General features: G+C 73.7%; 17 protein-coding genes and 1 pseudogene. 10 read left to right on the forward strand and 8 right to left on the reverse strand.

Features of this window, described 5'->3' with window-relative positions:
• Positions 1–4 precede the first annotated feature (4 nt).
• The 4 genes from RVR_RS25600 to RVR_RS25615 all read left to right on the forward strand — a co-directional run bounded on the left by RVR_RS25600 (position 5) and on the right by RVR_RS25615 (position 3501).
• Complete coding sequence (locus tag RVR_RS25600; RefSeq protein ID WP_202236267.1) at positions 5–949, forward strand: F0F1 ATP synthase subunit gamma; 945 nt, start codon at positions 5–7, stop codon at positions 947–949.
• Positions 950–953: 4 nt separating this feature from the next.
• A complete protein-coding gene (atpD, locus tag RVR_RS25605) occupies positions 954–2396 on the forward strand; it encodes a F0F1 ATP synthase subunit beta (RefSeq protein ID WP_202236268.1) in 1443 nt (480 codons plus the stop codon).
• A 153-nt stretch (positions 2397–2549) separates the two neighbouring features.
• Complete coding sequence (locus RVR_RS25610; protein WP_202236269.1) at positions 2550–2924, forward strand: F0F1 ATP synthase subunit epsilon; 375 nt, start codon at positions 2550–2552, stop codon at positions 2922–2924.
• Positions 2925–3051: 127 nt separating this feature from the next.
• The gene (locus RVR_RS25615) at positions 3052–3501 is read left to right on the forward strand and encodes a DUF2550 domain-containing protein (protein WP_202236270.1); all 450 of its coding nucleotides are present in this window, start codon (positions 3052–3054) and stop codon (positions 3499–3501) included.
• A 67-nt stretch (positions 3502–3568) separates the two neighbouring features.
• Here RVR_RS25615 and RVR_RS25620 read toward each other — a convergent pair whose 3' ends face one another.
• Positions 3569–4141 (reverse strand): cob(I)yrinic acid a,c-diamide adenosyltransferase, encoded by a 573-nt coding sequence (locus RVR_RS25620; protein WP_202236271.1) that lies wholly within the window; start codon positions 4139–4141, stop codon positions 3569–3571.
• 159 nt (positions 4142–4300) lie between these two features.
• Here RVR_RS25620 and RVR_RS25625 point away from each other — a divergent pair, with 159 nt between their 5' ends.
• From RVR_RS25625 to RVR_RS25635, 3 genes are all read left to right on the forward strand, one after another.
• Positions 4301–5149, forward strand: a complete 849-nt coding sequence (locus RVR_RS25625) for a 3-hydroxyacyl-CoA dehydrogenase family protein (protein ID WP_202236272.1) — start codon at positions 4301–4303, stop codon at positions 5147–5149.
• A 239-nt stretch (positions 5150–5388) separates the two neighbouring features.
• Positions 5389–5688: an STAS domain-containing protein gene (locus RVR_RS25630; RefSeq protein ID WP_202239132.1), complete on the forward strand. Its 300-nt coding sequence runs from the start codon at positions 5389–5391 to the stop codon at positions 5686–5688.
• Between the two features lie 322 nt (positions 5689–6010).
• Complete coding sequence (locus RVR_RS25635; RefSeq protein ID WP_202236273.1) at positions 6011–9694, forward strand: ATP-dependent Clp protease ATP-binding subunit; 3684 nt, start codon at positions 6011–6013, stop codon at positions 9692–9694.
• 95 nt (positions 9695–9789) lie between these two features.
• Here the strand turns inward: RVR_RS25635 and nucS are convergent, their stop codons facing one another.
• Positions 9790–10452, reverse strand: coding sequence for an endonuclease NucS (gene nucS / locus RVR_RS25640; RefSeq protein WP_202236274.1), 663 nt, complete (start codon positions 10450–10452; stop codon positions 9790–9792).
• Between the two features lie 226 nt (positions 10453–10678).
• On the opposite strand from nucS, the gene RVR_RS25645 reads away from it, so the two are divergent.
• Positions 10679–11071, forward strand: a complete 393-nt coding sequence (locus RVR_RS25645) for an SCO5389 family protein (protein WP_202236275.1) — start codon at positions 10679–10681, stop codon at positions 11069–11071.
• A gap of 133 nt (positions 11072–11204) precedes the next feature.
• Here the strand turns inward: RVR_RS25645 and RVR_RS25650 are convergent, their stop codons facing one another.
• Positions 11205–12230 (reverse strand): LLM class flavin-dependent oxidoreductase, encoded by a 1026-nt coding sequence (locus RVR_RS25650; protein ID WP_202236276.1) that lies wholly within the window; start codon positions 12228–12230, stop codon positions 11205–11207.
• Between the two features lie 213 nt (positions 12231–12443).
• Here RVR_RS25650 and RVR_RS25655 point away from each other — a divergent pair, with 213 nt between their 5' ends.
• Positions 12444–12755 (forward strand): ATP/GTP-binding protein, encoded by a 312-nt coding sequence (locus RVR_RS25655; RefSeq protein ID WP_202236277.1) that lies wholly within the window; start codon positions 12444–12446, stop codon positions 12753–12755.
• A 46-nt stretch (positions 12756–12801) separates the two neighbouring features.
• On the opposite strand, the gene RVR_RS25660 is transcribed toward RVR_RS25655, so the two are convergent.
• The 5 genes and pseudogenes from RVR_RS25660 to mce all read right to left on the reverse strand — a co-directional run bounded on the left by RVR_RS25660 (position 12802) and on the right by mce (position 20162).
• Positions 12802–13575, reverse strand: coding sequence for an ABC transporter permease (locus RVR_RS25660; protein ID WP_202236278.1), 774 nt, complete (start codon positions 13573–13575; stop codon positions 12802–12804).
• A 202-nt stretch (positions 13576–13777) separates the two neighbouring features.
• Positions 13778–14779 (reverse strand): annotated as a pseudogene (locus RVR_RS25665) (ABC transporter ATP-binding protein); the annotation flags it as partial.
• A gap of 90 nt (positions 14780–14869) precedes the next feature.
• Complete coding sequence (locus RVR_RS25670; RefSeq protein WP_202236280.1) at positions 14870–15808, reverse strand: coiled-coil domain-containing protein; 939 nt, start codon at positions 15806–15808, stop codon at positions 14870–14872.
• Between the two features lie 105 nt (positions 15809–15913).
• Positions 15914–19474, reverse strand: a complete 3561-nt coding sequence (gene scy / locus RVR_RS25675; RefSeq protein ID WP_202236281.1) for a polarized growth protein Scy — start codon at positions 19472–19474, stop codon at positions 15914–15916.
• A 238-nt stretch (positions 19475–19712) separates the two neighbouring features.
• Positions 19713–20162 carry a methylmalonyl-CoA epimerase gene (mce, locus tag RVR_RS25680; RefSeq protein ID WP_202236282.1) on the reverse strand — a complete coding sequence of 150 codons (450 nt, stop codon included), beginning with the start codon at positions 20160–20162 and terminating at the stop codon, positions 19713–19715.
• A 137-nt stretch (positions 20163–20299) separates the two neighbouring features.
• On the opposite strand from mce, the gene RVR_RS25685 reads away from it, so the two are divergent.
• A complete protein-coding gene (locus RVR_RS25685; protein WP_202236283.1) occupies positions 20300–21511 on the forward strand; it encodes an acetyl-CoA C-acetyltransferase in 1212 nt (403 codons plus the stop codon).
• The last annotated feature ends 114 nt before the right edge of the window (positions 21512–21625 follow it).

Below are 21625 nucleotides of genomic sequence, written 5' to 3' on the forward strand. Positions count from 1 at the left end.
TCGCATGGGCGCACAGATTCGGGTCTACAAGCGCCGGATCAGGTCCGTCACCGCCACCAAGAAGATCACCAAGGCGATGGAGATGATCGCGGCCTCGCGGATCATCAAGGCCCAGCGCCAGGTGGCGGCCTCGTCCCCGTACGCGGACGAGCTGACCCGCGCGGTGACCGCGGTCGCGACCGGCTCCAACACCAAGCACCCGCTGACCACCGAGGCGGAGCACCCGACCCGGGCCGCGGTACTGGTCGTGACCAGCGACCGCGGTCTGGCCGGCGGTTACTCCTCCAACGCGATCAAGGCCGGGGAGCGGCTCGGCGAGCGGCTGCGCGCCGAGGGCAAGGACGTCGAGTCCTACGTCATCGGGCGCAAGGCGGTGGCGTACTACAGCTTCCGCGAGCGCCCGGTCGTCGAGTCCTGGACCGGCTTCTCCGACAGCCCGCAGTACTCCGACGCCAAGACCGTCGCGGCGCCCCTGATCGAGGCGCTGCTGAGGGACACGGCCGAGGGCGGGGTGGACGAGCTGCACATCGTCTTCACCGAGTTCGTCTCGATGATGACGCAGAACCCGGTGGCCAGGCGGCTGCTGCCGCTGACCCTCGACGACGCCCCGGGCACCGCCGAGGCCGACGGCGAGGCCGCCGACGTGCAGCGCCGCAAGGGCGAGGCCCTGCCGCTGTTCGAGTTCGAGCCGTCCGCGGAAGGCGTGCTGGACGCGCTGCTGCCGCGGTACGTCGAGAGCCGGATCTACAACGCACTGCTGCAGTCCGCCGCTTCCGAGCACGCGGCCCGCCGCCGGGCGATGAAGTCCGCGACCGACAACGCGGAAGACCTCATCAAGTCGCTCACGCGGCTTGCCAACGCGGCCCGACAGGCCGACATCACCCAGGAAATCAGCGAGATCGTCGGTGGCGCGAGCGCCCTCGCCGACGCTAGCGCGGGGAGTGACTGACCACATGACCACCACTGTTGAAACCACCACGGCCACCGGGCGCGTGGCGCGGGTCATCGGCCCGGTCGTCGACGTGGAGTTCCCCGTCGACGCCATGCCGGAGATCTACAACGCCCTGCACGTCGACGTGGCCGACCCGTCCGCGGACGGCGCCACCAAGACGCTGACCCTGGAGGTCGCGCAGCACCTGGGCGACGGCCTGGTCCGCGCCATCTCGATGCAGCCCACCGACGGCCTGGTCCGCCAGGCTCCGGTGACGAACACCGGCGACGGCATCACGGTGCCGGTCGGCGACGTCACCAAGGGCCGCGTCTTCAACACCCTCGGCGCGATCCTCAACGAGCCGGAGGCCGAGGCGGAGGTCACCGAGCGCTGGGCGATCCACCGCAAGGCGCCGAAGTTCGACGACCTCGAGTCGAAGACCGAGATGTTCGAGACCGGCCTGAAGGTCGTCGACCTGCTGACCCCGTACGTCAAGGGCGGCAAGATCGGCCTGTTCGGCGGCGCGGGCGTCGGCAAGACCGTGCTCATCCAGGAAATGATCATGCGTGTGGCCAAGCTGCACGAGGGCGTTTCCGTGTTCGCCGGCGTCGGCGAGCGCACCCGTGAGGGCAACGACCTGATCGCGGAGATGGCCGAGTCCGGCGTGCTCCCGCAGACCGCCCTCGTCTTCGGCCAGATGGACGAGCCGCCGGGCACCCGGCTGCGCGTCGCCCTGGCCGGCCTGACCATGGCGGAGTACTTCCGCGATGTGCAGAACCAGGACGTGCTGTTCTTCATCGACAACATCTTCCGGTTCACCCAGGCCGGCTCCGAGGTCTCCACGCTGCTCGGCCGGATGCCCTCCGCGGTGGGCTACCAGCCGAACCTGGCCGACGAGATGGGCCAGCTCCAGGAGCGGATCACCTCGACCCGCGGTCACTCGATCACCTCGATGCAGGCGATCTACGTCCCCGCGGACGACCTGACCGACCCGGCCCCGGCCACCACCTTCGCCCACCTCGACGCGACGACCGTGCTCTCGCGGCCGATCTCGGAGAAGGGCATCTACCCCGCGGTGGACCCGCTGGACTCCACCTCGCGCATCCTGGACCCGCGCTACATCACGCAGGAGCACTACGACTGCGCCTCGCGCGTCAAGGGAATCCTGCAGAAGTACAAGGACCTCCAGGACATCATCTCCATCCTGGGCATCGACGAGCTGGGCGAGGAGGACAAGCTCACCGTCTTCCGTGCCCGTCGGATCGAGCGCTTCCTGTCCCAGAACACCCACGCGGCCAAGCAGTTCACCGGTGTGGACGGTTCGGACGTGTCCCTGGACGAGTCGATCACGGCGTTCAACGCGATCGCCGACGGTGAGTTCGACCACTTCCCGGAGCAGGCGTTCTTCATGTGCGGTGGCCTCGACGACCTCAAGGCCAACGCGAAGAAGCTGGGCGTGAGCTGACACCCCGCACCACCCGGGCCGGCAGGCCCGCGCGACCGGGGGGCGGTCCGACGGACCCCGAAGGGGGTCCTCGGACCGGCCTTCCGGTCGCACCCCTTATTCTGTGTCCTACGCATCCCCCGCAGGCGGTGGGTGCCAACCCGAGGAGCCGTCTTGGCCGATCTTCACGTCGAGCTGGTCGCCGCGGACCGCAACGTCTGGTCCGGCGAGGCCAACCTGGTCGTCGCCCGTACCAAGTCGGGTGACATCGGCATCATGGCCAACCACGAGCCGCTGCTCGGGGTGCTCCAGTCCGGTCCGATCACCATCAGGACCAGCGACGGCGGCACCGTCGTCGCCGCCGTGCACGGAGGGTTCATCTCCTTCGCGGACAACAAGCTCTCCGTCCTCGCGGAGATCGCCGAGCTCGCCGACGAGATCGACGTCGACCGGGCCGAGCGGGCGTTGCAGCGCTCCAAGTCGGAGTCCGACGCCGGCGCCGAGCGCCGCGCGGAGGTGCGGCTCGCCGCGGCGGCCGGCGCACGCTGAACAGGATTCACCGCAGGACGTAGGACCCGGCAGGACCCACGGTGCCGCGGAACGCCCGGACGGGGCGGACCGCGGCACCGGACGCAGCAAGGGCGGCAACCATGGCGAGGCGAGGAGGTCGGTGGACGTGATCCTCGCTTTCGAAGTGGGCGGCGCCGTCCTGGTGGCCGCGCTGCTCGGCCTCTTCCTCTTCGGGCTGCGCCGGCGCCTCATCCAGCGCCCCGGCGGCACCTTCGACTGCTCGCTGCGCCCGGCCCCGGCCGGCGACGCCGAATCGGCCGCCGGCAAGGGCTGGGTCTACGGCGTGGCCCGCTACAGCGGCGACCGGGTGGAGTGGTTTCGGGTCTTCTCGTACGCGGTCCGGCCGCGCCGGGTGCTGGAGCGCCCCGCCATCGAGGTCACCGGCCGCCGTGAGCCGCAGGGCTCGGAGGAGCTGGCGCTGCTGTCGGACGCGGTGGTGCTGTGCTGCGTGCACCGCGGCACCCGGCTGGAGCTGGCGATGAGCGACGACGCGCTGACCGGCTTCCTCGCCTGGCTGGAGGCGGCCCCGCCCGGACAGCGCGTCAACGTGGCCTGAGTCCCGCTCTCGGGCCTCGGTCCCGCTGTGCGGCGCCACCCGCGCGCCGCACCCGCCGCTCCCGTGTTCAGCGGTCCCCGCCCGGCACCCACAGCACGTCGCCGCGCGTGACGTTCGCGGTGCGGGCGAGGATGAACAGCAGGTCCGACAGGCGGTTCAGGTAGGTCGCGGTCAGCGGGTTCATCGTGTCGCCGTGCTCCTCCAGGGCAGCCCAGGTGGAGCGCTCCGCGCGGCGCACCACGGTGGTGGCCTGGTGCAGCAGCGCCGCGCCGGGGGTGCCGCCGGGCAGGATGAAGCTGCGCAGCTTGTCCAGGTCGGCCAGGAAGCGGTCGCACTCGGCCTCCAGGCGGTCCACGTAGGGCTGCTCGATCCGCAGCGGCGGGTACTTCGGGTCCGGCACCACCGGGGTGGCCAGGTCCGCGCCCACGTCGAAGAGCTCGTTCTGGACCCGGGTCACGACGGCGGCCACCGGCTGTGCGAGGTCGCCGAGCGCGAGCGCCACCCCGAGCACCGCGTTCGCCTCGTTGGCGTCGGCGTAGGCGCCGATCCGGGGGTCGGTCTTGGCGGTGCGGCTCATGTCGCCGAGCGCGGTGGTGCCGTCGTCGCCGGTGCGGGTGTAGATGCGGGTGAGGTTGACCATGCCGACGAGGGTAGGGCCTGCCCGGCCCGCCGGGACACGGGGCCGCGCCCCCCAACTGTGCGACCAAGGACACACGGTGACGCGGCCGACATGGTGCTGCGCCCGGTGCTGAAGGGGCGTTAGGGTCCGGCCAGATACCCCAACGGAGAGGTGTGTGCCGTGGCGAAGAAGCTCGCGGTCGTCGGAGCCGGACTGATGGGCGCCGGTATCGCGCAGGTGTCCGCGCAGGCGGGTTACGAGGTGGTGCTGCGGGACGTGACCGACGCGGCCCTGACCCGCGGCCGGGACGCCATCGCCGCGTCCTACGGGAAGTTCGTGGCCAAGGGGAAGCTGGCGGCCGGTGACGCCGAGGCGGCGCTCGCCCGGATCACCACGACCACGGACCTGGACGCGGCCGCCGACGCCGACTTCGTGGTGGAGGCGGTCTTCGAGGAGATCGAGGTCAAGCGGGAGATCTTCCGCACCCTCGACCGGCTGGTCGGCGACGGGACGGTGCTCGCCTCCAACACCTCGGCGATCCCGATCACGAAGATCGCCGCCGCGACCGAGCGCCCCGAACGGGTCGTCGGCACCCACTTCTTCTCGCCGGTGCCGATGATGGGGCTGTGCGAGCTGGTCCGCGGCTACAAGACCAGCGACGACACGCTCGCCCGGGCCCGGGAGTTCGCGGAGAGCACCGGCAAGACCTGTGTCGTGGTCAACCGCGACGTGGCCGGGTTCGTGACCACCCGGCTGATCTCGGCGCTGGTGGTCGAGGCGATCCGATTGCAGGAGTCCGGCGTGGCCTCGGCGGAGGACATCGACACCGCGTGCCGGCTCGGCTTCGGCCACGCCATGGGCCCGCTCGCCACCGCCGACCTGACCGGCGTGGACATCCTGCTGCACGCCTTCGACAACATCTACACCGAGTCGCAGGACGAGAAGTTCGCCCCGCCGGAGGCCATGCGGCGGATGGTCGACGCCGGCGACCTGGGCCGCAAGAGTGGCCAGGGGTTCTACACGTACTAACCGAGTTCACTCAGAGGAGTGAATTCGGTATCGGTTCGCTCACAGCAGGCAACTTCTGTATACGACGGGCCGTCAGTTGTGTGAGGACTGACGGACCGACACGTTCACACCACGCGCGCGGCGTCCGTCCACGCCGCGCGCGGGGCCGTCCGCGCCGGCACCGTGTCCGCGACCGGCACGTGTCCGCACCAGCACCGTGTCCAGCATCGTGTCCACGCCAGCACCGTCCGGGAGTGACTATGCACATCAGGGGCGACCACGCCGAGCTGGTCGTCGGGGGACGCCTCGACGTGCGCAGTGCCGCGGACGCCCGCACGGCCCTGCACACCGCGCTCGACGCCGGCCACGGCGACCTGGTGCTGGACCTGACCGAACTCGACTCGTGGGACGCGACCGGCCTCGGGGTGATCATGGGCGCGCACCGGCGGGCCGGCCGCGGCGGGCGCCGGCTGGTGCTGCGCGGTGTGCCCCCGCAGATGCAGCGGCTGCTGATCGCCACCCGGCTGCACCGGATCCTGGCCATCGAGGCGGAGAAGTGAGCGCGGCGGCGGGCCGGGCGGCGCGGCGGTGAGCCGGGACGGCCGTGGCGGCGAGCGTGGCCGGCACGTCGGGGAGGTAGGCGCGCAAACCGCGTGAACGGCGCCATTCCCCGGTTTCCGGCCGGTTCTCCCCGGTTCCCGCCGGTGAGGCACCCCGGCACTTCAAGGACGGTGTGCGAACCTCTAGAGTTTGCGCATCGATGGCCAGGAGGCGTGCCACCGCGTACGCCGCAGTAGGGGAACCGGGTGGCGGTCCGCGCGCGCGGACCCGCGACAGCCCGTGGCGGCCCCCGCCCAGTGACGCACCTTGGGGGCGTACGACATGGATCACACCGAGCGCTTCGAGTCCGACCCGGACCCGGACGGCGACGGCGCGCGTGACGACACCCCGCGCGGCGGCGCCGAGCCGCGCCCGGGGGCGGGCGTGCCCGGTTCCGGTGTCTCGCCCTTCGCCGGAGGGGCAGGTGGCTCCGGCGGTCGTCGGCCCGCGGGGGCGTTCGACGCCTTCGCGGCCGGAGCGCCGCGGCCGGGCGCGCGCTACGACCAGCGCCGGGCCGAGCGGCCCGCGGCGCCCGAGCCGGCGTCCGGAGGAGCGGACGCGTTTCCCGCGCCCGGGACCTTCACGAACCCGCCGGTCGACGACGACGGGCTCGGGCTCGCCGCGGGCGCCGGAGCCGTCGCGCGGCTCAGGGACGCCGACAGCTTCGACGCGTTCGGCACCGGCGGGAGCGGGGGCCGAGCCACCGGGAGCGATGCCGCCGGCCACGGCGACATCAGTGACGCGTTCGGCGCCGCCCCCGACACCGGGGGCACTGACGGGTACGGCGCCGGCCACATCGAGGGCGCTGGCGGGTACGGCGCCGGACCCCGCGGCGGAGACGCGTCCGACGGCGACGCGCAGGGCGTCGACGCGTTCGGTGATGACGCGCAGGGTGTCGACGCGTTCGGTGATGACGCGCAGGGCGGTGACGCGTTCGGCGGTGACGCGTTCGGCGGCGGGAGGGACGGCGCCGACGACGGGGAGATGGCGGTGGGCCGCGTGGTCGGCGTGGGGTCCGACGCCCCGGGCACCCCGGCTGCGGGGGGCCTCGACGCCTTCGACGCCGCCGCCGGCAGCTCGGCCCAGGGCGCCCCGGGGCCGGGCGCGGGGCTCGTGCCGTTCGGGGGCGGCGAGGTCGCGGGGTTCGGCGACGGGTTCGGCGGGGCTCCGGCGGCCGACGCCGCCGGCCCGGGCGGGCTCGCCCCCGCGGACCGCGATCTGACCGGGCCCGCGCAGGGCTCCGGGTTCGACGCGTTCGGTACGTTCGACGCCTTCGGGCGCTCCGGCGGCGCCGGGACCGGGGGAGCGGCACGGCCGGGCGGCAGCTTCGACGCGTTCGCCGCCGGCGCGGTCAGCGGCGGTGGCAGCGGCGGCGGTGACGGCGACCGGTTGCCGGCGCTGCGGCCGGGCAGCGCCCCCTCGCTGTTCGACGCGACCGCGCCCGTACCGCGCGTGACCCGCCCGGCCCGGGACCCGTTCGCACCCGACATGGTCGGCGGCAGCGGTCGCACCAAGGTCGAGCGCGTGGTGACCCCGGACTACCTGCTCACCATCAACCACGTCGACGGCACCGAGGTCGTCGTCCGCCCGCCCGAGGAGGCGCGGGTGCCGGTGCGCCGCGACCCGGCGGAGCGCACCGCGCGGTCGGCGGGGGCCCGCCCCACCCCGCCGCCGGGCCCGCCCGGTCCCGAGCTGCCGCTGCTGGAGCGCGACGAGGAGCGGGAGCGGGTGATACGCCTGCTGGCCCGCGGCCGCTCCATACGCGTCACCGGCCCGTCCGGGGCCGGCCGCACCGCCCTGCTGGAGTCCGTGGCCAACGCCTGCGGGGACGTCGCGCCCGACGGCGTGCTGTGGCTGTCCGGCTACCACCGCACCGTCGCGGACGTCCTCCAGGACCTGTACGCCGTCGTCTACGCCGGTGAGGGCTACCGGCCGTCCCGTGCCGACCTGCCCGGGCTGCTGCGCCCGGTCGGCGCCGTGGTGGTCGTGGACGACCTGGAGTTCGGCGGCGCCGCGCTGGAGGAACTGCTCGCCGCGGCCCCCGAGTGCGCGTTCCTGACCTCCGCCACACCCGACGTGCCCGCGCCCGCCGTCGAGTCCGCGGTCGAGGAGGTCTTCCTCGCCGGCCTCAGCCGCGCCGCCAGCCTGGACCTGCTCCAGCTCGCCGCCGGACGGCCGCTGGCCCAGGACGAGCGCGCGTGGGCGGCCGACCTGTGGTTCGAGTCCGAGGGGCTGCCGCTGCGTTTCGTGCAGGCGGGCGCGCTGCTGCGGCAGCGGGACGCGCTGCGCACCCCGGTGCCCGAGCCCGAGCCGGGAGAGTGGGACGACTCGGTCTGGCAGAAGGGCGCGCCGGGCGCCGGCACCGGCGACCGGAGCACGGACACCGGGTGGTCCGCGCCGGGTCCGCTGCCCTCGCTCGCGGAGAGCGCCGCCCCCGCGGACCTGCTGGCCTCGCGGCTGAGCGAGGCGGCGCGGGAGGCGCTGGCCTTCGCGGTCGCCCTGGACGGCGAGTGCCCGCACCCCTCGCACCTGCCCGCGCTCGTCGGCGACACCCACGGTGACGCGGCGCTCGGTGAGTTGACGTCCGTGGGGCTCGCGGTGCCGGTCGCCGCGCACTTCCGGCTGTCGGCCGGCGTGGTGGCGCAGCTCGCCCCGAGCCTGTCGGTCGACGACGAGCTGTCCGACGTCCAGGCGCACACCGCGGCACTGCACTACGCCTGGTGGACCGGGCACCCCTCGGTCACGCCCGAGCGGGCCACCGCCGAGTCCGAGGCGATCATCGCGGCGATGACGGCCTGCCGTGACGGCGGGCACGCCAGCGCCGCGGTGCTGCTCGCCCGCACGGTCGCGCCCGCGTTCGCCGCGGCGCTGCACTGGGGCGCCTGGGAACGGGCGCTGCGGGTCGGCCAGGAGGCCGCGCGGCTGTCGGGGGAGGTCGCCGAGGAGGCGTACTTCCTGCACGAGCTCGGGGTGCTCGCGCTGTGCACGGGCAACGTCGACCGGGCCCGGGCGGACCTGGAGGCGTCCATCGCGCTGCGCGCCGCGCTCGCCGACCGGCAGGGCACGGTCGTGGGCCGCCGCACCCTCGCGCTCGTCACCGACCTGATCGGCCCCCCGGCCCCGCCGGCCCCGGCGCAGCTCACCGCGGCGCCGTTCGAGCCGCAGCCGCCGGCGACCGAGGCGACGCTCGCGCTGCCCGAGGCCGTCCCGCCGGTGTTCATCAGCAAGGGGCCCGCGCCCGCCGCGTCACCGGCGGCCGGCCCCGCCGCGCCCGGGCTGCGGAAGCTCGCGGTGTCCGGCTCCCGCCGCAACCTGGTGGCCGCCGGCACCGGGGTGCTGATCGCCGCCGTGGTCGGCACGGTCGTCACCCTCGGCGCCACCTCGGGCGGCGACAGCCACCCGGACAACCAGGTCAAGCCGATCGAGTCCGTCCAGCAGGACCCGCCGGACACGTCGGCGTCGGCCCCGGCCCAGGACGCCACGACGGACCGCCCGTCGAGCAGCGGCGCGTCCAGCGCGTCGCCCTCGACGACCGCCTCGACCCCGTCCGCGACCACCCCGGCGGGCACCGCGACGCCCAGCGGCGGCGACGCTTCCACCACACCCCCGACCACGACTCCGACCACCACGGGCGGCGGCCACCACGGGGGAGGAGGGGGCGGCAACCCGACGACGTCTGCCTCGACGCCGACGGAGCCGGATTCGCCGAGCACTTCGCCGTCGAGTGCAACCCCGACGCCGAGTGGCTCGGCTACAACCAGTCCGCCGACCACTCCCACAGGCAGCAATGTCAGCCAGACCGCCAGCGCGCCGTCCACGCCGTCGGACACCCCGACGTCCACGGGTTCCGTGACGTCGTCCGACACCCCGACGTCCACCGATGCCCCGACGTCCACCGGCTCCGCGACGTCCTCCGACCCCGCGACCGGAACGGACGCCGCCACCTCCGGTGCGCCCACGTCGTAGGCGGGGAACCTCCGGCCCGGGCATCCGGGCCGGAGGACCGGGAGGACCGGGCGCGGAGCCTCCTCAGCCCCTCGGTGCCTCCGGCGTCCGGCCGCTCAGAACAGGCGGAGCTTGTCGTCCTGGATGCCGCGAAGCGCGTCGTAGTCGAGCACCACGCAGTCGATGCCCCGGTCGGTGGCGAGCACGCGGGCCTGCGGCTTGATCTCCTGCGCGGCGAACACGCCCTTCACGGGCGCGATGCGGGTGTCGCGGTTGAGGAGTTCGAGGTAGCGGGTGAGCTGCTCGACCCCGTCGATCTCGCCGCGCCGCTTGATCTCGATCGCCACGGTGGTGCCCTCGCCGTCGCGGCAGAGGATGTCCACCGGGCCGATGGGCGTGGGGTACTCGCGGCGGACCAGGGTCCAGCCGGCGCCGAGCACCTCCATCCGGTCGGCGAGCAGCTCCTGGAGGTGCGCCTCGACGCCGTCCTTGATCAGGCCCGGGTCCACCCCCAGCTCGTGGGAGGAGTCGTGCAGGATCTCCTCGATCGAGATGATCAACTGCTCGCCGGCCTTGTTGGTGACCGTCCACACACCGTCGTCGCCCTCCTTCAGCGAGCAGGGCGGGGACATCCAGTTGAGCGGCTTGTAGGCGCGGTCGTCCGCGTGCACGGAGAGGCTGCCGTCTGCCTTGATCAGCAACAGCCTGGTGGCGGAGGGGAGATGGGCGGAGAGCCGGCCGGCGTAGTCCACGGAGCAGCGGGCGATCACGAGGCGCATGGTGCGCAACGCTATCCGACCGCGCCCCCGCCCGGAAAATTGGCCGGTTGTGGGTGCTGCCGCCTGGTGCGGCCGCGCAGAGGACGCCTACGGTTGACGTACCGGGGCCGACTTCACAGCGTGGCGCGGCCTCCGGGCAACACGTCCTCCCGCACGGCGGTTCCGGCCGTGCGCGGTGCCCGCAGACCCCGTCCCCGCCGGACGCGTGGTCACGAGAGGAGTACCCATGTCGCTCGACGTCTCACCGGCCCTTCTCGAACAGGCCGAGCGAGGCGAGGTCGACGAGCAGGAGTTCGTCGACTGCGTCCGGACGTCCCTCCCCTACGCGTGGGAGATGATCAGCTCGCTGGTGGCGCAACTGAAGGTCGACGGTGGAGAGTTCGCCGACAACCAGGTGCCGCCGCCGAGTGAGAAGGAGCGCGGTCAGCTACTGCGCGCGCTGGCCAGTGACGCGATACGCGGCGCGTTGCAGCGGCACTTCGGGGTGCGGCTGGCCTTCCAGAACTGCCACCGGGTGGCGGTGTTCCCCCTGGACCCGGCGGTGGAGCGCAGCTACGGCGAGTTCACCTCGCTGCGGTCCCAGGTGCTCAACCAGTCGCCGGAGCTGCGCGACTGCTGAGCCGCGCGCGCCGGCCGGCCCGTCCGCGGGGTCGGCCGGTGGGCGGTCCGCGGCCGTCGGACGGCCGGCCGTAAACGATCACCCGCACCGGACACAACCGGGCCTGCTCCCGCGATCCGCGCTCCGCACCGGATCAGGCCAGTTCCGGGAGCACGTCACCGCCCAGCCGGGCGACGTTCTCCATCGTGGCGGCGAGGTCGCCGGAGCCCTCGGCCAGCAGCGCGAAGCGGGTGATGCCGGTGCGTTCGGCGGTGGCGGCGAGCCGGTCGGCGCACAGTTGTGGCGGCCCCACCGGGTGGAGGGAGCAGAGCAGTTCCGTGTACCCGCGCGGGTCGCGCATCGCGCGCGGCCGGCCGTCGTAGGTGCGGTGCGCGGACAGGCCCTGCCGGAGCCAGCCGGGCATCGCCTTCGCCAGTACCTCCACCGCGTCCGCGCGGCTGTCGGCGATCTGCACCACGCCCGCGGAGACGTGGTCCGCGGCCGCCACCGCGTCCGGCGGGTGCCCGGCCTCGCGGGCGGCCCGGCGCCACATCGCGACCATCGCGGCCTTGTCCTCATCGCCGCAGTGCATGCCGAGCAGCATGGGCAGACCACGGCGGGCGGCCTCCCGTACCGTCCCGGGGGAGGTGCAGGCCACGACCACCGGCGGTCCCGGCCGCCCGTCCAGCTCGTCCGGCCGCGGCACCACCGCCACCTCGGGGAAGGCGTACCGGGCGCCCCGGGCGCCGACCGCCGGTTCGCGCAGCCAGCGCATCAGCAGATCGAGTGATTCGGGGAAGCCGTTCTCGAAGGCGTCCAGCCCCGCGCCGAAGACCTCCAGGTCCACCCACGGGCCGCCGCGGCCGACCCCGAGGGTGAAGCGGCCGCCCGAGGCGAGGTGCAGCAGCGCCGCCTGCTCGCCGAGCGCGACCGGGTGCACGGTGGGCAGCACGCTGACCGCGGTGCCGACACCGATCCGCGAGGTGCGGCCGAGGACGATCCCGGCGAGGGTGACGGCCGACGGGCAGACGCCGTACGGCACGAAGTGGTGCTCGGCCAGCCACACCGCGTCCAGGCCCGCGGCCTCCGCCGCGTCCGCCGTGGATATCGCCCGGCCCAGTGCCTCGCCCTGGCCCTGACCGGGGAACTGGGCCGCGAGTACGAACGTCCCGATGCGCATCACGCACCCCCTCTTTCCCCGTCCAACGCCTGGCACGTGCCAAAGGCACGGCCTGGCCGGGAGTTTTCATGATTTTCGGCAACGCGCGGGGTGTCCAGCCGGCTCCGGTCCTGCGCGTAACCTGGAGGGACGGTCCGGCCCCGGCGGGTCGGGCAGGTCCGCTGTCGAACCAGTGCAGCCCGGGTTCCGGCCGGGCAGAGCGCGAGGTGTCCCGTGTCGCCGCGACGTAACCGCCCCACCAAGCAGGCCCCCGCGCAGGAGCGCGAGCCGGGCCTCGGCGGCGGCCGCACCGAGGAGTGGCAGGGCGACGAGTGGGTGGTCCGGCCGATCGCCGGCAGCGCCTCGGGGAAGCACTACCGCTGCCCCGGCTGCGACCAGGAGATCCCGCCCGGCGTCGGCCACGTGGTGGCCTGGCGCGAGCACGGCGGCGTGGACGACCGCCGGCACTGGCACCGCGCCTGCTGGAACGCGAGGGACCGCCGCACCAGCAGGGTGCAGCGGTCCCGCAACGCGCCGCGCTACTGAGCCGGCCCGCGGCCGGCGCCGCGGCGGCCCCGCGCTCGGCCCGGCCTCAGGCGTCGCGGCGCTTGAGCACCACGTATCCGCCGATCAGCACGGCGACCACCCACAGCGCCATGATGAAGATGCCGCCCCACGGGCCGTACGACGTGTGGCTGTCGCTGTCCGGCACCACCTGCATGATCTTCTGCCCGGCCTGGTCGGGGAAGTAGCGGGCGACGGACTTGACCTTCGGCACCGCGCTCAGGATCGGCGAGACCAGGAAGAAGAAGGGCATCAGGATGCCCAGCCCCAGCATCGGGCTGCGCAGCATCGCCGAGGCGCCCACGCAGAACAGCACCATCAGCGTCATGTACAGGCCGGCGCCGAAGACCGCGCGCAGCACGCCGTGGTCGCTGATCGACGCGTTGTGCGAGCCGAGCAGCGCCTGCCCGACGAAGAACGTCAGGAAGCTGGTCACCATGCCGACGACCAGCGCGAGCAGCCCGGCGACGGCGACCTTCGAGGCGTAGAAGTGGCCGCGCTGCGGCACCGCGGCGAGCGAGGTGCGGATCATGCCGGTGCTGTACTCGCTGGACATCACCAGCACCCCGAAGACGATCAGCGCGAGCTGGCCGAGCGTCATCCCGAAGAAGCTGGTGTTCGTCGGGTCGAAGGTGGCCTTGTCGGACACCGACATCGAGCCCCACTGGCTGTTGAACACGGCGCTGATGATCGCGCCCAGCCCGAGGGTGACCAGGAAGGCCAGCGCGAGCGTCCACACGGTGGAGCGCACCGAGCGGATCTTCGTCCACTCGGACTGGAGGACCGCGGAGGTGGATGCCATGTCAGTGGCCCTTCTTCTTGCCCTGGTCACGCCACTGCGCGCCCCACTCCGGGGCGTTGGGCGGTGCCGGCGGTGCCTGCGGAGGCGCGCCCTGCCCGCCCTGCTGCGGTTGCTGCCAGCCCTGTCCCTGCGGCGCGGCCTGGCCGGGGGCGTACGGTGACGGTCCGTAGGGCGACTGGCCGTACGGGGACCCGCCGTAGGGCGATCCGGCGGACGGCGGCGCGCCCGCGGGCGCGCCCGGCTGCCCGGCCGCCCCCCGCGCCGGCGCACCGGGTCCGCCGACCGGCGGCCCGCCGACCTGGCCGTGCGCGTGGTACTCCACCGACTCCGCGGTGAGCTGCATGAAGGCTTCCTCCAACGACGCCCGCTGCGGGCTGAGTTCGTGCAGCACGAGCTGGTGCTTCGCCGCGAGTTCACCGAGCGTGGCCGCGTCGCCGTCCGAGACCTCGAAGCCGCCGTCGGCGGTCTCGACCACGGTGTGGCCGGCCTTGGCCATCACGTCCTTGAGCTGCTCCCGCTGCGGGCTGCGCAGCCGGACGTACGACCGCGAGTTCTTCTCGATGAAGTCCGACATCGAGGTGTCCGCCATCAGCCGGCCGCGCCCGATGACGATCAGGTGGTCGGCCGTCAGCGCCATCTCGCTCATCAGGTGGCTGGAGACGAAGACGGTACGGCCCTGGGCGGCCAGACCCTTCATCAGGTTCCTGATCCAGTGGATGCCCTCCGGGTCCAGCCCGTTCACCGGCTCGTCGAACATCAGGATCTCGGGGTCGCCGAGCAGGGCTCCGGCGATGCCCAGCCGCTGGCCCATGCCGAGCGAGAAGCCCTTGGACCGCTTCTTCGCCACCGCGCTCAGGCCGACCGTCTCCAGCACCTCGTCCACCCGGTGCCGGGGGATGCGGTTGGACTGCGCCATGCACAGCAGGTGGTGGTACGCGGTGCGGCCGCCGTGGATCGCCTTGGCGTCCAGCAGCGCGCCGATGTACTTCAGCGGCTCGCTGAGCTGCGCGTAGTGCTTGCCGTCGATCCGGACGTCGCCACTGGTGGGGTTGTCCAGGCCGAGCATCATGCGCATCGTCGTGGACTTGCCCGCGCCGTTCGGCCCGAGGAAGCCCGTCACCACGCCGGGGCGCACGGTGAAGGTCAAATGGTCGACTGCGGTCTTGTCCCCGTACCGCTTGGTGAGCCCCTGCAACTCAATCATGGGCCCGAGGCTACTTCAGAACGCACAACCCCCGTCCGAGGAGGGACGGGGGTTGTGGAAAAACGTGCCGCCGGCCGGACAGGGGCCGTCTCAGCGGGACTGCTGGGCCGGGACGCCGCGGGAGACCGGCTCGTCGTCGGCGGGGGAGCCGGCGGCGGCGACGGCCGCACCGGTCAGCGTGGCCAGCATCTCGCGGACGTTGGTCAGCTGCGCGTTGATGCTGTCGCGGCGGTTGGTGAGCGCCGCCAGCTCGCGCTCGGACTCGCTGCGGATCCGGTCGGCCTTGGCGTTCGCGTCCGCGACGATGTCCTCGGACTGGCGCTGCGCGGTCTCCACCGTCTGGCGGGCACGGCGCTCGGCGTCGGTGCGCAGCTTCTCGGCCTCCAGCCGGAGCTGCTCCGCGCGGTGCTCGATCTCCGCCAGCCGCTTCTCCGCCTTCGCCTGACGCGACGCCAGGTCGCGCTCGGACTGCTCGCGGCGCTTGGCCAGGTTGGTCTCGAAGTCCGCGGCGGCCTGGGCGGCCTTCGCGCGGGTCTCCTCGAACAGCGCGTCGGCCTCCTCGCGCTTGGCCGAGGCGTCCTTCTGCGCGTCCGCGCGAAGCTGCGTCGCGTCGCCCTTCGCCTTGTCGACGATCCGCGCGCCCTCGTCCTCCGCCTTGGACTTGCGGTCGGCGGCGAACGACTCGGCGTCGCTGCGGACCTGGGCCGCGGCCGACTCGGCCAGCTCGCGGTGCTGCTCGGCAGCGCGGCGGGCCTCCTCGCGCAGGTCCTTCGCCTCCTCCTCGGCGAGGCGGAGGATCTTCTCGACGCGGGCACCCAGACCCGCGTACGACGGCTCGGAGTCGGTGACCTGGGCCTGGGCGTTCTGGGTTTCGAGGTGCAGTTCCTCGATGCGCTTCTCCAGCGCGGTGATCCGGGTCAGTGCGCTGTCACGGTCGGCGACGAGCTTGGTGATGCGGTCGTCCACCTGTCCGCGGTCGTATCCGCGACGCACGAGCTCGAAGCCGAAAGGGGAGGAAGTGTCGCTCATGGGGTTCCTGTCGATGATTCAGACCGGTGAGGTGATAGGGGGAATCCTAGGGGCCGCGGCGGCGTGTCACCGGGCCATTGCGTATTCGGTATGGAGAATGTCCGCTCAATCGAGTGGTGCCTCGTCGGCGCGTTTGCCGCTCGTACGGGTGGCGGGGATTCCGGCGCCGGCCGCCACCGCGTTCTTCCCGGACGACCCCCCGCCGGGCGTCTCGAACGACTCCAACGCCTCCAACACGTCCTGGACACGGGAGATTTCCGCGTTGATGTCCTGCCGGCGGCGCACCAGGACCTCCAACTCCCTTCTGCCCTCGGACACGATCCGCTCGGCCTCGGCCCGGGCCTCGTTCCGCACCCGCTCGGCCTCGCGCTCGGCCGCGGACTTCTTCTGCTCCGCTTCCTTGAGCAGGCCCTCGACCTTCTTCACGGCGGCGATCCGCACCTTGCTCGCCTCGGACGTGGCCGTGCTCTTGATCTCGGCGGCCTTCGCCTCCGCCTCCCCCAACTGCTCGGTGGCGGCGGCCACCAGTTTGTCGACCCGCTCGCCGACCACCTTCATGGCCTCGGCGGCCTCCTTGCGGGCCCGCTCGTGCAACTCCTCCACCTCGGACTCCACCCGCTGGCGCAACTCGGCGGTGCGGTCGCGGGTGTTCGTGGCGTCGTTGCGCGCCTCGGCCAGCAGCGTATCGGCGTCCGTGCGGGCGCGCTCCACCATCGCGTTGCCCTCATGGGTGGCCTCGCCGACGATCCGCTCCGCCTCGCCGCGGGCGGCGCCGACCATCGCGTCGGCCTGCTGCTCCGCCGCGGACTGCGTCTTGACCGCCTCCGCCTGCGCCTTGCCGATCAACTCGTCGGCCTGCTCGGCGGCTTCGCTGCGGCGCTTGTTCGCCGCCTCACGCGCCTCGTCCAGCACGCGCTGCGCGTGCGCGCGGGAGTCCTCGGCGTTGCGCTCGGCGCTCGCCAGCGCCTCCCGGGCCTGCGCGCCGAGGCGTTCGGCCTCCTCGCGGGCCTTGCCCACGAGCTGGTCGGCCTGGTTGGCGGCGTCGGTGCGCATCCGGTTGGCGTCGCCGCGCGCCTCCGACCGCAGCCGGTCGGACTCCTCGATCGCCTCGCCGACGGTGCGCTCGGCCAGCGCGCGGGCCGCCTCCGACTCCTCGTTCGCCTCCCGGCGCACGCGTGAGGCGTCCTCACCGGCCCGCTCCCGCTCGGAGTTGGCGTCGGCGCGCAGCCGGTCCGCCTCGCCCTGCGCCTCGGCCCGCAGCCGCTGCGCGGCGTGCTCCGCGGCCGACCGCAGCCCGGCGATCTCCTCGTCGGCCTCCCGGCGCAGCCCGGCGACCGAGTCGCGCACCTGCTGCGCGGTGCCCTCGGCGGCGGCCACCAGCTCCGAGGCGCGCTGCTCGGCCTCGGCGACCAGCCGGTCCGCCTCGACGCCGGCGTCCTCCACCCGCTTGCGGGCGGCGGCCAGCAGTTCCTCGCTCTCCCGGCGGGCCTGGGTGCGCTCCTGCTCGGCCTCGGTGCGGGCCGCGCCCAGCACCTCCTCGGCCTCCCGGCGGCGGCGGGCCGCCTCCTCCTGGGCGGCGCCCAGCGCCTCGGCGGCCTCCACCCCGATCCGCTCGGCCGCGGCCGCGGCCTCCGCGCGCAGCCGGTCGGCGGTCTCCTGCGCCTCCGTGCGGCGCTGCTCGGCGTCGGCTGCCGCCTCGGCCTGCAACCGTACGGCGACCGACTCGCCCTCCGCGCGGGTCTGCGCCGCGTCCGAGGCCGCCTCGTCGCGCAGCCGGACCGCCTCGGCCTCGGCCTGCTCCCGCACGGTGCGGACCCGCTCGGCGGTCTCGCCGCGCAGCCGCTCGGCCTCCTCGGCGGCCTCCGCGCGAACCCGGTCGGCCTCGGCGGTCGCCTCGCGCAGCGCCTCCTCGGCGCCGGCCACCCGCGCCTCGGCCTCCTCGCGCAGCCGGACGAGGTCGCCCTCGGCCTCCTCGCGCAGCCGGGTCGCGGCCGCCTCGGCCTCGGCGCGGGCGTCGGCGACGGTCTGCTCGGCCTCGGCCTTGGCCGCGTCCGCCTGCCGGACGGCCTCCGCGCGCAGCTCGTCGGCCTCCTCACGGGCCTTCCGCAGCGCCTCCTCGGCCTTGGCGTTCAGCGCCGAGGCCCGCTCCACCGACTCCGTGCGCATCCGGTCGGCCTCGGCGGTCGCGCCCTGCCGCACCTCGTCGCCGTCGGCCTTCGCCTTGGCGAGCAGCTCCTCGGCCCTGCTCGCGGCCTCCTCGATCTGCTGGACCGCCTCGCGCCGCGCCTCGCCGCGGATGCGCTCGCCCTCGGCGACCGCGTCGGCCCGTAGCTGCTCGGCCTCGCCGCGCAGCCGCCGGGCCTCCTCCTGGAGCTCGACGGTCCGGGCGCGGTACTCCTCGGTGTCGTCCTGTGCGGCGCCGCGCAGCTCCTGCGCCGACGCCTCCGCCTCGGCCCGCAGCCGCTCGGCCTCCGCGTCGGCCTCGCGCCGGATGCGCTCGGCCTCCTCGGCCGCGGCCTTGGTGGTGGAGCGGGCGTCCTCGGACGCCTTGGTCAGGATCTCCTCGGCGGACCGGGCGGCCTGGGCGAGCTGCGCGGCGGCGTCCTCGGTGGCCTTGGCGCGGGCGGTCTCCTGCGCCTCGGTCCTGATCCGCTCGGCCTCGGCGCGGGCATCGGCGACGGTCTGCTCGGCCTCCGCCTTGGCCGCCTCGGCCTCCTTGGTGGCCTCGCCGACCATGCGGGCGATCTCGGCGCGCGCGGTCTTGGTGCGCTGCTCGTTCTCGGTCTCGGTGGCCGCCAGCCGCTTGGCGGCGCCGGCCGCGGCCTCCTCGCGCAGCCGCTCGGCCTCGGCCCGGGCCTGCCGCAGCGTCTCCTCGGCGCCGCGGGCCCGCTCGTCGGCGAGCCGGGACAACTCGGTGGCGCGGCTGCGCGCCTCGTCGGACTCGCTGCGGGAGGTGGTCCGCAACTGTTCGGCCTCGCTGGTCGCCTCCGCGGCCTGCGCGGAGGCGCTGGCGAGCAGCCGCTCGGCGTCGGCGCGCGCCCGACGCAGCAACTGCTCGGCCTCGGTCCGGGCGGTCTCGGCCTCCGAGGTCAGCCGCTGGCCGGTCTGCTCGGTGATCCGGGCGGCCTCGGCGCGGGCGGCGGCCAGGGCCGCCTCGGCCTCGGCGCGGGTCTCGTCCATCAGCCGGCGGGCCTGGGACTCGCTGCGCGCCCTCAGCTGCTCCGCCCAGGCCACGTTCTCGTTGACGTGGGTCTCGACGGTGGCGCGCCGCTCGGCCAGTTCCTCGTCGAGCTGGCGGCGGCGGGCGATGGCCTCGGCGTGCCAGTCGGACTCGAACCGGGCCTGGTGCTCGGCCTGCTCCTGGAGCAGCCGCTGGGTCTGGGCACGCGCCTCGCGCAGTTCCCGCTCGGCGTCGGCGCGTAGCTGGTCGGCCTGGATCTGGGCGTTGCGCAGAAGCTGGTCGGCCTGGTGCCCGATGTTGTCGTAGGCGGGGCGGGAGGCGAGGTTGCGGCGCGCCTCGTGCAGCTTGGCGCGCAGCACCTCGACCTGGTACCCGAGGTCGTCGGCGTGATCGACCGCCTTGCCGCGCTCGGTACGCAGCCGGTCCATCTCGGCTTCGAGTCGAGAGAGCTGGTCGTCAGCCCGGTAGCTGTCGTTGCCCCGCACTCCGCGGTCCCATCGGTCTCCTGGCGTCCTCACCCGCCAACCGGGTGAGATTCTCCGTAACTCGTTTGAGAGAACAGAGCTATACGAAGAATGGTGTCAGATCAACGTCGCGGAGCGGGAGCGTACCCAGGAGCGTGCTCCCGGCCGCCCACCCCGGTCGGCCCCGGTCACTCTACCGGGCGGGACCGGGGTTGGGTCAGTGGTCTCGGGCCTGTTCGGCGGTCCGGCGACCGGATCGCTACTCCCCGTCGTGGGCGGCGGGGGCGCCCGGGGCGGAGGTGACCAGTTCGGTGAGGACGCCGTGGCAGTCCTTCGGGTGCAGGAAGGTGATCCGTGACCCCGAGGTGCCGTGGCGCGGCTCCTTGTAGAGCACCCGCACGCCCTTGTCGCGCACGGCCTCGGAGTCGGTGTCGACGTCGTCCGTGCCGAAGGCGATGTGGTGCACGCCCTCGCCGTTCTTCGCGAGCCACTTCCCGACCGCGGAGTCCTCCCGGGTCGGCTCCAGCAGTTGCAGGTACGACGCCCCGCCGTCGTCGGTCCCGCTGATCCTGATCATGGCCTCGCGGACGCCCTGTTCCTCGTTGACCTCGCTGTGTTCCACCTCGAAGCCATAGGTGGCACGGTAGAACTCGACGGTCGCGTCCAGGTCGAAGCAGGCGATCCCGATGTGGTCGATGCGCGTCAGCATGCGACCAGTTCACCGTACGCGCGCGTGGTCACGCAACGTGCGCGCCATCACACGTTCCGCCTCGTGACCCCGAGGCTACCGGTCAGTACATTGACGGTAACCCTCGTTAACCTCTCTTCAGTCGAAGGGGCCGCACCATGACCAGTCAGGAAGCCCGCACCTCCGTGATCGTCGCCGGCGCCCGCACCCCGATGGGGCGGCTGCTCGGCAGCCTGCGCACGTTCTCCGGGGCCGACCTGGGCGGCATCGCGATCAAGGCCGCGCTCGACCGGGCCGGCATCGCCGGCGACCAGGTGGAGTACGTGATCATGGGCCAGGTGCTCCAGGCCGGCGCCGGCCAGATCCCGGCGCGGCAGGCGGCGGTCAAGGGCGGCATCCCGATGAACGTGCCCGCGCTCACGGTGAACAAGGTGTGCCTGTCCGGCCTCGACGCGATCGCGCTGGCCGACCAGCTCATCCGGGCCGGCGAGTTCGAGGTCGTGGTGGCCGGCGGCCAGGAGTCGATGACCAACGCGCCGCACCTGCTGCCCAAGTCGCGGGAAGGCCACAAGTACGGCGCGATCGAGATGCTCGACTCGATGGCGCACGACGGGCTGACCGACGCCTACGACGAGATCGCGATGGGCGCGTCCACCGAGCGGCACAACACCCGGCTCGGCATCGAGCGCGCCCCGCAGGACGAGTTCGGCGCCCTGTCGCACCAGCGGGCCGCCGCCGCCCGGAAGAACGGCCTGTTCGACGCCGAGATCACCCCGGTGGAGATCCCGCAGCGCAAGGGCGACCCGGTGATCTTCGCCGAGGACGAGGGCATCCGCCCGGAGACCACCGCGGAGTCGTTGGGCCGGCTGCGGCCCGCCTTCGCCGACGGCACCGGGGCCGGCACCATCACCGCCGGCACCTCCTCGCAGATCTCCGACGGGGCCGCGGCGGTCGTCGTGATGAGCCGCGCGAAGGCGGAGGAGCTGGGGCTGCCCTGGATCGCGGAGATCGGCGCGCACGGGAACGTGGCGGGGCCGGACAACTCGCTCCAGTCCCAGCCGTCGAACGCGATCCACCACGCGCTGCGCAAGGAGGGCCTGACCGTCGACGACCTCGACCTCATCGAGATCAACGAGGCGTTCGCCGCGGTCGCCGTGCAGTCCATGAAGGACCTCGGCGTGACACCGGAAAAGGTGAACGTCAACGGCGGCGCCATCGCGCTCGGACACCCCATCGGCATGTCCGGCGCCCGTATCGTGCTGCACCTGGCGCTCGAACTGAAGCGGCGCGGCGGCGGCACCGGAGCGGCGGCCCTGTGCGGCGGCGGCGGGCAGGGCGACGCCCTGATCCTGCGGGTGCCGGGCAACTGACGGGAGGCGGTGCGGCGCGGGCGGCCCTGCGGACGGGGCGCCGCACGGGCCGTACGGGCCGGTGACGGGAACACGGTGCCCCCGGCGAGCGGGCCGAAGGGCGCGCCGGTGGCG

The sequence above is a fragment of the Streptomyces sp. SN-593 genome (genome assembly GCF_016756395.1).
GTDB classification, from domain to species: Bacteria; Actinomycetota; Actinomycetes; order Streptomycetales; family Streptomycetaceae; genus Actinacidiphila; species Actinacidiphila reveromycinica.